Origin of the sequence: Puniceibacterium antarcticum, from assembly GCF_002760615.1 — a bacterium.
Lineage (GTDB): Bacteria > Pseudomonadota > Alphaproteobacteria > Rhodobacterales > Rhodobacteraceae > Puniceibacterium > Puniceibacterium antarcticum.
In genome coordinates this window covers 338,505-353,288 of record NZ_AWWI01000121.1, presented here as the reverse complement: position 1 = coordinate 353,288, position 14,784 = coordinate 338,505, and the positions used below count along the sequence as shown (strand labels likewise).

10 protein-coding genes are annotated in these 14,784 nt (G+C 61.3%); 1 reads left to right on the top strand and 9 read right to left on the bottom strand.

Translation table 11 applies throughout. The features are described 5' to 3' along the window. Positions 1-24 precede the first annotated feature (24 nt). Positions 25-2,487, top strand: coding sequence for a penicillin acylase family protein (locus P775_RS18775; RefSeq protein WP_099912410.1), 2,463 nt, complete (start codon positions 25-27; stop codon positions 2,485-2,487). 244 nt (positions 2,488-2,731) lie between these two features. On the opposite strand, the gene hflX is transcribed toward P775_RS18775, so the two are convergent. The 9 genes from hflX to dusB all read right to left on the bottom strand — a co-directional run bounded on the left by hflX (position 2,732) and on the right by dusB (position 14,740). Then, complete coding sequence (gene hflX, locus P775_RS18770; protein WP_099912409.1) at positions 2,732-4,006, bottom strand: GTPase HflX; 1,275 nt, start codon at positions 4,004-4,006, stop codon at positions 2,732-2,734. Continuing rightward, positions 4,003-4,242: an RNA chaperone Hfq gene (gene hfq / locus P775_RS18765; RefSeq protein ID WP_089272563.1), complete on the bottom strand. Its 240-nt coding sequence runs from the start codon at positions 4,240-4,242 to the stop codon at positions 4,003-4,005. Before hfq ends, hflX begins: the two co-directional genes overlap by 4 nt. A gap of 137 nt (positions 4,243-4,379) precedes the next feature. After that, positions 4,380-5,894, bottom strand: a complete 1,515-nt coding sequence (locus P775_RS18760) for a TrkH family potassium uptake protein (RefSeq protein WP_099912460.1) — start codon at positions 5,892-5,894, stop codon at positions 4,380-4,382. Between the two features lie 3 nt (positions 5,895-5,897). Next, a complete protein-coding gene (gene trkA / locus P775_RS18755) occupies positions 5,898-7,274 on the bottom strand; it encodes a Trk system potassium transporter TrkA (RefSeq protein ID WP_099912408.1) in 1,377 nt (458 codons plus the stop codon). A 238-nt stretch (positions 7,275-7,512) separates the two neighbouring features. Continuing rightward, complete coding sequence (gene ntrX / locus P775_RS18750) at positions 7,513-8,922, bottom strand: nitrogen assimilation response regulator NtrX (protein ID WP_099912407.1); 1,410 nt, start codon at positions 8,920-8,922, stop codon at positions 7,513-7,515. A gap of 20 nt (positions 8,923-8,942) precedes the next feature. Next, positions 8,943-11,162, bottom strand: coding sequence for a sensor histidine kinase NtrY-like (locus P775_RS18745; protein ID WP_245875762.1), 2,220 nt, complete (start codon positions 11,160-11,162; stop codon positions 8,943-8,945). A 145-nt stretch (positions 11,163-11,307) separates the two neighbouring features. Then, positions 11,308-12,678, bottom strand: coding sequence for a response regulator (locus P775_RS18740; protein WP_099912405.1), 1,371 nt, complete (start codon positions 12,676-12,678; stop codon positions 11,308-11,310). Continuing rightward, the gene (locus P775_RS18735; RefSeq protein WP_099912404.1) at positions 12,678-13,760 is read right to left on the bottom strand and encodes a two-component system sensor histidine kinase NtrB; all 1,083 of its coding nucleotides are present in this window, start codon (positions 13,758-13,760) and stop codon (positions 12,678-12,680) included. Before P775_RS18735 ends, P775_RS18740 begins: the two co-directional genes overlap by 1 nt. Continuing rightward, a complete protein-coding gene (dusB, locus tag P775_RS18730) occupies positions 13,757-14,740 on the bottom strand; it encodes a tRNA dihydrouridine synthase DusB (protein WP_099912403.1) in 984 nt (327 codons plus the stop codon). Before dusB ends, P775_RS18735 begins: the two co-directional genes overlap by 4 nt. Between the last annotated feature and the right edge of the window lie 44 nt (positions 14,741-14,784).

The following is a 14,784-nucleotide window of genomic DNA, read 5'->3' as shown; positions in this document are numbered from 1 at the left end:
CAGGCGCGAAAGACGGAGACATAAATGGGGTTTCTTTTCAGATGGCTGTTGCGCCTGGTCTCGGTGGCCATAACGCTGACAGTCCTCGGTGTGCTGGTGGTCTACTACCTAGGGTCCCGTTCCCTGCCTGACTATGACAAGACGCTGACCGTGGCGGGGCTGAGTGCGGATGTGGAGATTGTGCGCGACAATTCGGACGTTCCCCACATCATGGCAAAGACCGACCCAGACGCCTACTTTGGCCTTGGCTATGTTCACGCTCAGGACCGTCTGTGGCAGATGACCCTGCTGAGGCGCACCGCGCAGGGACGCCTTTCAGAGATGTTTGGAACGCGGACCGTCGAAACCGACAAGCTGCTGCGCCGCCTCGACCTCTACCCGCTTGCCGTGCAATCCGTCGCCGCGCAGGATGAACAGACACGCGCCGCACTCGAAGCCTATTCCGCCGGGGTGAATGCCCGCATCGCCGAAATCAACCGCGATTCGCTGGGTCGGGGCGCGCCGGAATTCTTTCTCTTCGAGGCGCCGCTCTCGCCTTGGCAGCCTGCGGATTCCATCGCCATCGTCAAACTGATGGCACTGCAACTCTCGGGACAGCTGCGCGACGAGGTGCTGCGCGCGCGGACATCCCTGTTGTTGCCCGATGCCAACCGGGTGGCAGATATCCTGCCGGACATGCCCGGACAGGGTATTGCAGCGCTGCCGGATTATGCCGCGCTCTTTCCCGCACTGCCGCGCTATGCAGCAGCCCAGACCCCTGGCAACGACATGCTGATGCCCGTCGCGCCCCGCGGTCTGGCCGGTGCATCCAATGCCTGGGCGGCAGCACCGTCGCGCTCTGCCTCGGGCGGGACACTGCTGGCCAATGATCCCCATCTCAACTTTACAGCGCCGTCGATCTGGTATCTTGCACGGCTGCAGCTCGGCACCGGCGGGGTTATCGGCGGCACCATCCCCGGCGTGCCCGCCATCATGCTGGGCAGATCGGAAAAGCTCGGCTGGGGCATCACCTCATCTTATCTCGACGATCAGGACCTTTATATCGAAGAGCTGAACCCAGACGATCCGGAACTTTACCGAACGCCAGACGGCTGGAAACCCTTCCGCACCCGCAAATCGATCATTGCGATCAAGGATGCAGCCCCGATCACGGTAACCCTGCGCTGGACCGACAACGGCCCGGTCCTGCCGGGATCCGATTTTGATCTGAACACCGTCACACCCCCGGGGCATGTCGCCTCGCTCGCCTGGACCGCGCTGTCGTCGCAGGACACCTCGATGTCTGCGGCCATCGGCCTGATGCAGGCGCCATCGGTGCAGGACGCAATCACGGTCTCCGAAGGATTTGTCGCACCGTCACAGAACCTGACCCTGATCGACAAGAAGACCATCGCGATGCAACTGGTCGGCGCCATGCCGCGCCGCGATGCGCGCCATCAAAGCCTGGGCCGCCTGCCCAGCCCCGGCTGGCGGGCTGAAAACCGTTGGCAGGGGATGCTGCCATTTTCCGAAAACCCGCAATTCATCGCGCCAGAGGGCGGCATTGTCGGCAACACCAACAACAAGATCATTGATCGCCCCTTTCCGCTGCATGTCAGCTTTGACTGGGGGGATTCACAGCGGATCATGCGCTGGCAAGGTCTGATGCAGGGACGGCAGGTGCACACCCGCGACAGCTTTATCGAAGCGCAGCTGGATACGGTGTCGATCACCGCGCGCACGCTTCTACCGCTGATCGGCGCGGATCTGTGGTTCACCGGAGAGGCAGCCCCCGAAGGCACGCCAGAACGTCAACGCCAAAGGGCGCTGGAACTGCTGGCAGACTGGAACGGTGAGATGAATGAACACATGCCGGAACCGCTGATCTATGCCGCATGGGTGCGCGCGTTGCAGGAACGGCTGATCCGTGACGAATTGGGCCCGCTTGCCGAGGAATTCGACCATGTGGAGCCGCTGTTCATTGAGCGCGTGTTCCGCAACGTCGATGGCGCGGCCGTCTGGTGCGATATCCTGCGCTCAGCCCCGGTCGAAACCTGCACCCAGATTGCCCAGATGGCACTAGACGACGCGCTGGTGTGGATCAGCGAAAACTACGGCTCCAACCTCGATTCCCTGCGTTGGGGCGAGGCGCATCAGGCGACCCATGACCATACCGTGCTGGGTGACATGCCGCTGCTGCGCTATTTCGTGAACATCCGGCAAAGCACCTCCGGCGGCGACAACACTCTGCAGCGGGGCATGACATCGGGACAGGATCCAGCCCCGTTCCAGAACGTGCACGGTGCGACATATCGCGGGGTCTATGATTTTGCAGACCCGGATTCGTCGGTCTTTGTCACCTCGACCGGGCAGTCAGGGCATTTCCTGTCCCGCCATTACGACGATCTGGGCCAGCTCTGGCGGCGGGGTGAATACATCCCGATGTCGCTAGATATTGATCTGGCCCGTGCGGCGGCAGTAGGTGTGACGCATCTGGTGCACGAATAAGGCGAGAAAGTAAGGGTCTATGGTCGCGCCGGCCAAAGTATGTCGCTTTCGATGAAATCAAAGCATTCGTCGGCCGAGCCGAGGCAGCGTTTGCGTTCGCAAATGCGGTCGGGCCGGTAGATGAATCCAATTTGGCGCGAGACGCTCTAAAGTGAGGGGCCAGCCCCTCACACTCCCCGGGATATTTACGGGCAGATGAAGGGCTGGTTTTCAGTACTGTGCGGCGTAGCAATGATCTGAAAGATCAGATTCTGTCGAAGCTGCGCGCTTCCTGAGCTGTCCAGCGAACGATGATGTCAAAACCACCTTCGCCTTGGGTTTCTTCCTCGATCAGGCCCTTTTCGTGCAGCCAGGCACGGCGCTTTCCCTGATCAAAGGGGATATGCAGCTCTTGCACAGTCTTGGCGACCTCAAGCAGGCTGGTCAGGGTGGCAAGGAAATCCGGCAACCCCTCCCCCGTCAGGGCAGAGACGGCATGGATGTTCGGATCCCGGTTTGCACGGTTGATGGCAGCCTCATGCGCCTCGCCCTGCAACAGATCAACCTTATTCCAGAGTTCGAGCAGCGGGGTATCATCCTTTGCACCCAGCGATTTCAGGATGGTGCGCACATCCTGTGCCTGCTCTTCGGTGTTGTCATGCGCGATGTCGCGCACATGCACGATAAGATCGGCGGCGAGCACCTCTTCCAGCGTCGCACGGAAGGCGGCGACCAGTTCGGTCGGCAGATCCGAGATGAACCCCACCGTGTCGGACATGATCAGATCCAGCCCGCTGTCCAGCTTGATCGAGCGCATGGTCGGATCCAGCGTGGCAAAGAGCATGTCCTTGGCCATCACATCCGCCCCTGTCAGACGATTGAACAGGGTGGATTTGCCCGCGTTGGTATAGCCAACCAGCGCCACGATCGGATAGGGCACCTTGGCGCGCGCTTCGCGGTGCAGAGTACGGGTCTTGGCCACCTTGTCGATCTGGCGGCGGATACGCACGAGCTGGTCATCAATGGCGCGGCGGTCCGCCTCGATCTGCGTCTCGCCCGGACCGCCGACAAAGCCCAGCCCGCCACGCTGACGTTCCAAGTGGGTCCAGGCCCGCACAAGCCGGGTGCGCTGATAAGACAGCGCCGCCATTTCGACCTGAAGCACACCTTCACGCGTCGCCGCGCGGTCGGAGAAGATTTCAAGGATCAGTCCGGTGCGGTCCAGAAGCTTGACGTTCCATTCCTTTTCCAGATTGCGCTGCTGCACAGGGGTCACGGGACCGTCCACCAGCACAAGCTCGACCTCGGCCTCGGCCAGAATCTCCTTCAGCTCTGCGATCTTGCCCTTGCCGAACAACTTGCCCGCATGGGGCTTTGGCAACGGCACAACGTTTGTGCCCACGACATCCAGGTTGGGCAAAGCCGCCGCAAGCGCCACCGCCTCATCCAGAGCGATGGCGGCGACACGGCGGTTCCGGTCGGATTTGATGTCAGGATGCAGAACCCAAGCGCGTGTTACATGCGTATCGTGTTCGTTCAATTGTTGTCTTCGCCGTCATAAAGATTGATGGGCTGCGCCGGCATGATGGTCGAAATCGCATGCTTGTAGACAAGCTGGGATTGTCCGTCGCGACGCAGAAGAACGCAAAAATTATCGAACCATGTGATCACGCCCTGCAGTTTGACGCCATTGATCAGGAAGACTGTGACCGGAACCTTTGTCTTGCGCACATGATTTAAGAATGCGTCCTGAAGGTTCTGTTTGTCGGAAGCCATTGAAATTGCCTTTTTTTATTGTTCACGCCTCTGTTCGGCGCGCCCTCGTTACATCAAGTATGTAATGTGGACATGGGAACTTCCAGCGAAAATTCCATCATTCTTTCCAGTAGCGGCAGAGTTGTCGCGGTGCACCGCTACTCTGACCAAAGCTCCGGAGTAAGGATGACGATCAGCGCCAGCATCTCAAGACGGCCCAAAACCATGGCCAGACACATGAGCAATTTGGCCTCTGGCACCAGCGCGACAAGGTTCAGTGCAATCTCATCCGCGATCCCGATCAGCGGTCCGGTGTTGGACAGGGTTGCGATGGCAAGGATCAGCGCGGATTCGAAATCGACGTTCAGCGCGGTAAACCCGAGGGTCATCGCCGCCAGAACAAGCGCGAAAAGCATAAAGAAAACCCAGGCGATGAACGCCCCCTCGCGGCGGATCCGTGCGGACAACAGACCCGAGCGACCAATGGAATTGGGATGGATCAGCTTTTCCAGTTCGCGCACGCCGTTGAGGTAGAGCAGGAAGACACGCAGCAGCTTGACCCCGCCCGCTGTTGTCGCAACACCCCCACCGATCAGCGCCAGCGCCATCAGGATCAGCCCCGGCGTGCCCAAGCCAGACCAGCCCTGTGCCGTCGCCCAGTCGACGCTGACGAAACCGGTGGTTGTCAGGAACGACAGCGTTGTAAAGATCGCGCCCCAGAGTGCATGCAGCGCTGCGATCAGGTTCTGTTCATCACCAACTTCGAACGAGGCGAGGAAGTGGCGCAGGAACAGGATTGACGGCACCAGAACGATAAGGGCAAGACCCATGCGGAATTCGGGGTCATAAAACAGCCGGTTGTGCGAGGCGTGTCCAGTGTCGCCGGAAAAGGTCAGGCGCGACAGGGCAAAGAACATGAAGCAGAACAGGATCAGCTCACCTGCCAGACCGCTTTGCGTGCCGATCATGCCGCCAACCGGCGAGATGCCAGAGGTCGCCATGATCGACATGGCATGGCTGATCGCGACCAGCGGCCTGTCGCCCGCCACCAGCAGCAGGATCCAGGCCGCCAGCGTAAGACCGGCATAGATCGGGACCAGCGCATGGGTGGTGCGCGACAGGCGCCGCGCGGCTTCGGACACATTATCGCGGCGCTGCCCGATGGGGGTGGGCTGGCCCGGCTCGCCACTGGCGGTCACCTCGAAACCGCCGAGGGTCAGCGGCGCAAGGATCGCCGCCGCCGAAATCCACATCAGCAGACCACCCATCCAGCCGACCAGCGCCCGCCACAGATGTTCCGGCCCCGACAGGCGCGCCGCATCGAACAGCGTGGCCCCCGTGGTGGTCAGGCAAGACACCATTTCGAAATAAGCGTTCAGAAAGCTGGTGTTGCGCACCGCGCCAAAGAACGGCACCGCCAGGATCAACGGCAGCACGGCAAAGGCAGCCAGCAGCGACAAAAGCTGGCGAAAGGCGCTTTGATGATGCGGCCTCGTGCTGACGGCGATGCCGATCATCGCGCATAGCACGAGGCCGACGATACCCGGATAGAAAAAGCTGCGCGCATCGTTGAACTCTTCGATCGCCAGCGCATAAGAGGCCGGTAGGACCATAGCAGCGCAGGCAATGCCCGCGAGCAGAAGAAAGAACGGCAGGGCAAGCAGGCGGTTCATCATTCAGAAAAAATCGATCGAGACCTGAAGCAGGCGCTCTACCTCGGCCACATCCTTGGCAAGGGCAAAGATCACGATCTGATCGCCCTCTTCGATCTGCAGCGCTCCGGTCAGCTTGACGACCTCTCCCTGTTTCAGCACCGCGCCCACCAGCACGCCTTCGGGGAAATCAATGTCGCGCAATTTCTGCCCGGCGATGGGGGATGTGGACAGGACCTCTGCCTCGATCACCTCGGCCTCGGCATCACCGATGGAATAGACGGCACGCACACGGCCATGGCGGATGTGGCGCAGGATCGAACTGACGGTTGTCGAACGCGGGTTGATATAGGCGTCGATCCCAAGCGGTTCGAGAAGTGGAATAAGTGTGGGATCGTTGATCAGCACGATGGACATCTTGCAGCCCGCCGCCTTGGCCCGTACGGCGACCAGCATGTTGGTCTTGTCGTCATCGGTCACGCAAAGGACCGCATCGGCCTTTTCGATATTCGCCTCGGACAGCAGCCCCGCATCCAGCCCGTCGCCATGCAGGACGATGGTCTTCTCCAGCGCCTCTGCGGCGCGTTCGGCGATCACGCGGTTCTTTTCGATAACCTTGGCGCGGACGCGCTCGGCCCGGGATTCAAGCTCCTTGGCGACGGCCAGGCCGACATTGCCCCCTCCGACCAGCACAATGCGTTCCTGTTTGCGATGCGCCTTGCCAAAGATTTCCACCGTGCGCCGGATGTCGTCAGAGTGTGTGATGACATAGGCCGAATCGCCCACGAACAGCTGATCACGCGGTTCAGGTGCAAACAGCGTGCCGTCGCGCCGGATCCCCACAACAACCGACCGCAACGTCGAGAACAGATCGGTCAACTGGCGCAGCGGCGTGTTGATGATGGCGCAGTCTTCCTCGATGGTCAGGCCCAGCAGCTTGGCCTTGCCATCAAAAAAGATCTCGGTGTCAAAGGCGCTGGGGATGGCCAAACGCTGCAATGCAGCCTCTGCCACCTCGCGTTCCGGGCTGATCACCACGTCGATGGGCATGTGGTCGCGCCGGTAGAGGTCGGAATAGATCGCCGTCAGATAACTTTGCGACCGCAGTCGGGCGATCTTGCGCGGGATGGCAAAGACCGAATGCGCGACCTGACAGGTCACCATGTTGACCTCATCCGAATAGGTCGCGGCGATGATCATGTCCGCGTCGCGCGCCCCTGCCCGGTCAAGCACATCGGGATAAGAGGCGAAACCGGCAATCCCCTGCACATCCAGCGTGTCGGTTGCACGCCGCACCAGATCGGGATTGTTGTCGACCACGGTCACATCGTTGCGTTCGCCCGAAAGATGCCGGGCGATCTGCCAGCCGACCTGACCCGCGCCGCAGATGATGACTTTCATGCCGAGATCCCTGAGCAATTGCCTGACGTGCATGGCACGACCGGCGCAAAGGGTCAATTCGGCATGACACCAAAGCGCTACCCCTGCGGGTCCGGGACGCAGCGCGCCAGACCCTTTCAACGTTCCAGGTTAAACTTGGATCGGATAGTCGCGGTCTCTCCCTTTGGTCGAACGCAAAATCCGATGCCCCTTGTCTGCGCTTAAACCCGAAACGCCTTAGGCGCCCCGGCGCTTCAATTCAGTCGACGGATTCTTCCTCGAACAGGGCGATGCGCGCCCCACCTTTGGCCCCGGTCACCACCCCCAGCGACTTGAGCTTGCGGTGCAGCGCCGAGCGTTCCATACCGACAAAGCTGGCCGTGCGGGAAATGTTGCCGCCAAACCGGTTGATTTGCGTCAGCAGGTATTCCCGTTCAAACGCCTCGCGCGCCTCGCGCAGCGGCAGGGTCGCAAGGATGCCGGACAGCACGATGCGGCCCTCTTCCTCGCCCCCCGTGGCGGCGTCCTGCGGCAGTTCGCGCGCCTCGATCTCACCGGTGCCATCGCCAAGGATCAGCACACGTTCCACCAGATTCTTGAGCTGACGCACATTGCCCGGCCAGACCATGGTCTGCAAAAGCGCCACCGCATCCTCCGACAGTTCGCGCAGAGTCAGGCCTTGGGTCTTGTGGCAGTGTTCGATGAAATAGCGGGCCAAAAGCGGGATGTCTTCGCGGCGATCCTCAAGGCTTGGCACAGCGATCGGCACCACGTTCAGGCGATGATACAGTTCCTGACGAAAGCGGCCCGCCTCGATTTCCTCTGCCAGATCGCGGTTGGTCGACGATATGACCCGCAGATCGACACGCACCTTGTCGCCCCCGCCGACGCGGGTGAACTGCTGATCCACAAGAACGCGCAGGATCTTGGACTGGGTGCCTAGCGGCATGTCCGCCACCTCGTCGAAATAGATCACGCCGCCATGGGCCTGTTCCAGCAGCCCGGGTTCGATCCCGCGGTCGGCGGTTTCCCGGCCGAACAGCATCCCTTCCATGGATTCGGGTGCAACGCCTGCGCAGTTCACAGTGACAAAGGGGGCATTCGCCCGGGCGGAATGCATGTGAATATAGCGCGCCGCCAGTTCCTTGCCTGCGCCCGCAGGCCCTGCCAGCATCACGCGACCATTGGATTTGGTCACCTTGTCCAACTGCCCCAGAAGCACGCGGAAGGCAGGACTGTCGCCCTTCATCTCCGCGGCGACGGTTTCACGCCGCTTGAGCTTCTGGTTCTCATGGCGCAGGCGGCTGGCTTCCATCGCGCGGCGGATCACCACAAGCAGCTGGTCGATGTTGAACGGTTTTTCGATGAAATCATACGCGCCCTGCTTGATCGCTGCGACCGCAATTTCAATGTTGCCATGACCAGAGATGATCACCACCGGCACATCCGGGTTGTCGCGCTTGACGGTCTTGAGGATGTCGATCCCGTCCATCTTGCTGTCCTTTAGCCAGATATCAAGGATCAGCAGCGCCGGGGGCGCGGCATTGATTTCCGCCATCGCCTCGTTCGAATTGCCCGCCAGACGGGTGGTATAGCCTTCGTCCTCAAGAATATCGCCGATCAGCTCGCGGATATCACGTTCGTCGTCGACGATCAGAATGTCACTCATTGTGCTCTCCTCACCTCTTTTTAGGCCGTTTCTTGTTCAAGCGCTTGTGGCGCATCTGATTCCCCGATCAGCGGCAGACGTATGACCGCCATCGCCCCGACATGATCTGCGCCGTCAAAAACCGGCGCGTCTTCGAGGGTAAGACTGCCGCCATGTTCTTCGATGATCTTCTTGACGATGGGCAGGCCAAGGCCTGTGCCCGACGACCGCGTCGTGACATAGGGTTCGAAAAGACGTGCACGGTCTTCGGGCAAACCTGTGCCATTGTCCATGATGCGGATCTCAACTTTGCCATCCACCTTTGCGGCGCTCACCCGGATTTCGGGAACATAACCGGCAGGAGCACCCTTTTCGAGCAGGGTTTCAATCGCTTCTCCCGCATTCTTGATCAGGTTGGTCAGCGCTTGGCCGATCATCGCCTGATCGACGCTGGTGTCGAGCGGATCGGCGCCGAGATCGGTGACAAACCGCACATCGGGCTGCCCGCTTTCCTGCAGCGACACGGCATCGCGCAGAAGAGTGACCAGATCCTGATGTTTGCGGTCCGGTTCCGGCATCCGCGCAAATTTCGAGAATTCATCGACGATACGGCGCAGGATATCGGTCTGGCGCACAATGACCTCGGTCATGTGGTTGAGGCTGGCCGCCTGTTCGGCGTCCAGCTGTCGGCCGAACTTGCGGGTGATCCGCTCTGCCGACAGTTTTATGGGTTGCAGCGGGTTCTTGATCTCATGCGCGATGCGACGGGCGACATCGCCCCAGGCCGCCATGCGCTGCGCACTGACAAGGTCGGTGACATCGTCAAAGGCCACCACATATCCCTCAAGGCTCGCGTCCTGACGACGGCGGGTGGCGACACGGACCAGCAGGTTTTCCAGCTGCCGCGACCGGCTGACCTTGATCTCTTCCTGCAGGGTCTCGACCCCGGTATCGCGCAGTCGGCTGAACAGCGCCGCGAACTCGGGCACAGCGACCGAGATCGGCACCGCGCGCCGGATATCTGATGATCCCAGCAGCTTTTCGGCTGAGCGGTTGACGAATGTCACCTCGCCATCAGCATCCAGCCCCACAACACCCGAGGTGACAGAGCCCAGCACCGAATCAAACAGCCGCTGGCGGCGTTCGATCTGGCGCGTGTTGTCCACAAGTGTCTGGCGCTGCGCCTTGAGTTGCCGGGTCATCTGGTTGAAATAGCGCCCGAGCATCGCGATTTCGTCATCGCCCTCTTCCTCGATCACCTGCACATCCAGATCGCCCGTCCCGACCCGTTGCGCAGCCCCAGTCAGGCGGCCCACTGGCTGGCTCAGCCGCTCGGCGAACCACAAGCCAAGCCAAGTGGCGGCAAGAATCAGCAGGACCGCAAAGCCGAGGTAAAGCAGCGCAAAGTCGAAAAGCCGCCTGCCCCGTTCGCTTTCCTGCTGCTGATAGAACCTGGCGGTCTGCTGCGTGTCGTCCAGAAGGCTCAGGATGCCGCCGTCAACCTGACGGCTGACATAGAGATAGCGATCCACAAAGGCCTTCAGCGGCAGCAACGCGCGAAATTCGTTGTTTTCCCAGTCCTCAATAACGGCGATGCCGTTTTCGGTCGCCTCGGTGATTTTGGCAGCGCCCGGGTTTTCGAAATCAAACAGGTAGGACCGTTCGCCCCGCGCCCGGATCTCGCCCGCGCTGTCGATCACATAGGCCTCGCGCAAGCCTCGCTGGATCTGGGATTGGCCCTGACTCAGGATCTGGCGCAGCTCGCCATCGTCAAGGATAAAGGTCGCGCGGCGGTTGGCATCCAGAAAGTCGCCCAATGCCCGCGCGTCCTGCATCAGGCCATCGCGGTGTTCCGCCTCATAGGCCTCTGCCGCAGAGAGCGAAGCGCCGACCACGTTGCGCACGCGATCGGAAAACCATGTCTCAAGCCCTATGTTGATGGTGAGCACGGCAAAGACCGCGACGGTGATCGTCGGCAGCAGCGCCATGAGGGCAAAGACACCAGTCAGACGCAGGTGAAGCCGTGAACCGGCGGACTTGGCGCGCCGGGCCGCGATCATCTTGGCCACACGCTGCAGCACCAGCGCTGCCAGCAGCAACACATAGACCAGATCCGCCAGCAGAACGAGCCGCAGGTTCAGCTGGGAACTGCCCCCCGGGTCAAACGGACCGAGGACAAGAAAGGTCGCCACGGCAAGCGTCGGACCAAGAAGGACCAGACCCAAGGTCGCGACATTCTGCAACCTGCGCAGGCGCCGCATACGAACCAGTCGTGACCAGTTCCAAGAACGTGTCCAGGTGGCCACAGCCAAACCTCTTCTCGATGTGCTGCACGGGGCAGCCGACCGCAACATCCTGTGTCCGGCTTTCCGCAAGATGCGGTATGGCCACAGGTATGTGGCCCTTTTACATCAATTTTCGGCGGCGTGTCACGCGGATATCAAGATCGGTAATCTTCTTGCGCAAAGTATTGCGGTTGATTCCCAGCAGATCGGCACATTTTGCCTGATTCCCGCCGGTGGCATCCAGCGCGATCTCGATCAGCGGCGCCTCGATCTCGCGCAGGATGCGCGTGTACAGACCCGGAGGTGGCAACATGTTGCCATGCAGGTCAAAATACCGCCGCAGATGGCGCGCCACGGATGTTCCCAGCTTTTCGCCATCCCCGCCCCGCAGAACCGGGCCGGTGTCGGGCTGGTTGCCCAGCACGGCCTCGACCTCGGGCCGGGTGATTTCTTCTGCGCGGCTGGTCAGCGAAAGACGCCGAACGGCGTTTTCCAGCTGGCGCACGTTGCCGGGCCAGCTGTATGCACGAAACAACTCATTCGCATCCTTGGACAGCCAGCGTTTCGGGCCGCCTTCGCGTTCGGTACGGGCCAGGAAGTGATCGGTCAGCAGTACGATATCCTCGACCCGTTCGCGCAAGCTGGGAACAAAGATCGTGGCACCGCCAAGGCGGTAGTAAAGATCCTGACGGACATGGCCGTCTTCCATCGCTTGGGACAGGTCGGTCTGACTGGTGGCCATGAAGCGTGGCAGATGTTCGCCCGGCACATCCATCATGCGCACGATGCGGGCCTGCACCTCGTCATCGAAATCGGTGATCTCGTCGATCAGCAGCGTGCCGCCCTTGACCCGCGCCAGCACCCGCGCCGGACCTTCGAGGTCTGACAGATCCGAACTGGTCACCGTGACAAACGGCAGGTTGCGGCGGTCTGAAAAGTCGTGGACCGCGCGGGCGATCAGCGATTTTCCCGTACCGGATTCGCCACAGATCAACACCGGCAGATCGGTGTTCATCACCCGCGCCACCAGCCGGTAAAGCGCCTGCATGGCGGGTGTCTTGCCCACCAGTGGCAATTCGTCCGGGCCGTCGGCATGTTCGATCCGCTCTTCGCGCCGGGGCGTCAGATTGCGCTTTTCCAGCGCGCGCGCAGTGCGCTTCATCAGATCGGGCAGATCGAAGGGTTTAGGCAGATAATCGTAGGCTTCCGCCTCGGCCGCCTGAATGGCCGTCATGATCGTGTTCTGCGCCGAAATCACGATGACAGGCAGGCCGGGACGGTCAAGCGCGATCTTCGGGAGCATCTCAAGCCCGTTGCCATCGGGCATGACCACGTCAGAGATGACAACATCCCCTTTGCCTTCGGCCACCCAGCGCATCAGCGTCGTCAGCGACGATGTGGCATGTACCTTGCAGCCCGCGCGGGTCAGTGCCTGCGTCAGAACCGTGCGGATCGTGCGGTCGTCATCGGCGACCAGAACCGTGCCATCCATCAGTCTTTCTCCTGTTTTTCTCGCGGCGCCATGGGCAGCGATATGCGAAATACGGTGCGTCCGGGCACGGATTCCACGGAAATCCAGCCGTCGTGTTCCGACACGATCTTGCTGACCAGGGCCAGACCAAGACCGGTGCCGTTTTCCTTACCCGAAACGAAGGGTTCAAAAATCTCGTCTTTGATGTGGTCCGGCAGCCCCGGGCCATCATCGATGATCTCGATCTGCAGTGGCAGCGACTGGCCCGTCCCGTCGGCACGGCGCAGACGGAAGCTGTGTTCGTAAAAGGAATGCAGCCGGATCGTGCCGCCCCGGGAATCTGCCGCCTCCGAGGCATTCTTGACCAGATTCAGCACCACCTGCAGCAACTGATCCGGATCGCCATAGGCCATGGGAAGCGAGGGATCGTAATCCTCGACCATCTTCATATGGGCGCCAAACCCCAGCAGAGCCGAACGGCGGGCACGGTCCAGCACGTCATGCACATTGACCTCGCGCCGTTCGGGCGGGGACAGGTTGCCGAACTGTTCGACCTGTTCCAGAAGCTTCACGATGCGACGTGTCTCTTGAACGATCAGATCGGTCAGTTCCAGATCATCCTTGGTCAGCGACATGGACAGAAGCTGCGCCGCGCCGGTGATGCCGGCAAGCGGGTTCTTGATTTCATGCGCCAGCATTTCGGCCATGCCGATGGCAGATTTCGCGGCGGATTTCACCGAATGGCTCTGGGTCATGCGCCCGGCCAGTTCGCGCGGGGAAATCAGCAGGATGGTCCAGCCGGGACGCCCCTGCACCGGTGCCATCTGCAGATTGCACACCAGCGGCGCGCGGCGCCCGGTGCCCACATCCACGTCATTGACGAACAGCGGCGTGCCCTGCGCACGGGCGCGGGCCAGACTTTCCTCAAGCGGGGCATCGACGGTCAGCCGGTCCCAGATCGGCTGACCCATCAGCCATTTCGACGAGTTGTTCATGAACCCCTCGGCGGCAGAGTTCATGTCGGCAATCCGCTCTTCTGCGTCCAGCAGGATCGCGGGCACTGGCAAGGATGACCAGAGCATCAGGTCGGTTTCGGCGTTCATGCGGCAACCTTTGCGGGCAGCGCAATGATGTCTGCGATCAGGCAAAGCACCTCAGCCGGATCCTGTTCGGTCAGCACCCGGCGGCGCAGATCTGTCGGCGTCACGGCCTGATCCATATACCAGCCCAGATGTTTGCGCGCGACCCTCCCCCCCAGATCGACACCGTAAAAGCCAAGCATCGCATCGTAATGGGCGCAGATCATGTCTGTCAGTTCCGTTCCTTGAGGGATTGTCGGCGGCGGGGTGTCGTAAAGGTCAGCCGCAATTTCTGCCAGCGCCCAAGGGCGGCCCTGCGCGCCCCGGCCGATCATCACGCCATCCGCGCCAGACTTTGCCAGTGCGGCACGGGCGGTGGCGGCATCGGTGATGTCGCCATTTGCGACGACGGGGATGTTCACGGCCTCTTTGACCGACCGGATCGCTGCCCAGTCGGCAGCGCCCTTGTAAAACTGGCAGCGGGTGCGGCCATGTACCACAACCATCTGCACACCCGCTGATTCCGCCCGGCGGGCAAGGTCAGGCGCGTTCAGGCAGTCGCTGTCCCAACCCAGCCGCATCTTGAGCGTCACGGGCACGTCGACAGCACCCACAACCGCCTCAATCAGGGTCAGCGCGTGATCGGGGTCGCGCATCAGGGCAGACCCGGAATAGCCGCCAACGACCTTTTTCGCCGGGCAGCCCATGTTGATGTCAATGACCCGCGCGCCGTTGGCGGCAACCATCCGCGCGGCTTCGGCCATCCAGTAGGCATCACGCCCGGCCAGCTGGACCGAGGTCTGCGCCGCATCCAGACCCAGTTCGGCCCGTTCGCGTGTACCGCGCCGGGCCTGCACCATTTCCTGGCTCGCGACCATTTCGCTTACCACCAGACCCGCTCCAAAGCGGGAAACCAGACTGCGAAAGGGCAGATCGGTGATTCCCGCCAGCGGGGCCAGCAGAACCGGGACAGAAAGCTGTGTCTGGGCCAGCCTAATATTCAAGCGCCTATTCCTTGTGCATTTGACCAGCAGGTAGCGCGGGCATC

What these genes read in the sequence shown, in the direction of transcription:
- P775_RS18775 (WP_099912410.1), top strand. Translation starts at nt 25, where the DNA reads ATGGGGTTTCTTTTCAGATGGCTGTTGCGCCTGGTCTCGGTGGCCATA.
- hfq (WP_089272563.1), bottom strand. Translation starts at nt 4,242, where the DNA reads ATGGCTTCCGACAAACAGAACCTTCAGGACGCATTCTTAAATCATGTG.
- P775_RS18760 (WP_099912460.1), bottom strand. Translation starts at nt 5,894, where the DNA reads ATGAACCGCCTGCTTGCCCTGCCGTTCTTTCTTCTGCTCGCGGGCATT.
- trkA (WP_099912408.1), bottom strand. Translation starts at nt 7,274, where the DNA reads ATGAAAGTCATCATCTGCGGCGCGGGTCAGGTCGGCTGGCAGATCGCC.
- ntrX (WP_099912407.1), bottom strand. Translation starts at nt 8,922, where the DNA reads ATGAGTGACATTCTGATCGTCGACGACGAACGTGATATCCGCGAGCTG.
- P775_RS18745 (WP_245875762.1), bottom strand. Translation starts at nt 11,162, where the DNA reads ATGCGGCGCCTGCGCAGGTTGCAGAATGTCGCGACCTTGGGTCTGGTC.
- P775_RS18740 (WP_099912405.1), bottom strand. Translation starts at nt 12,678, where the DNA reads ATGGATGGCACGGTTCTGGTCGCCGATGACGACCGCACGATCCGCACG.
- P775_RS18735 (WP_099912404.1), bottom strand. Translation starts at nt 13,760, where the DNA reads ATGAACGCCGAAACCGACCTGATGCTCTGGTCATCCTTGCCAGTGCCC.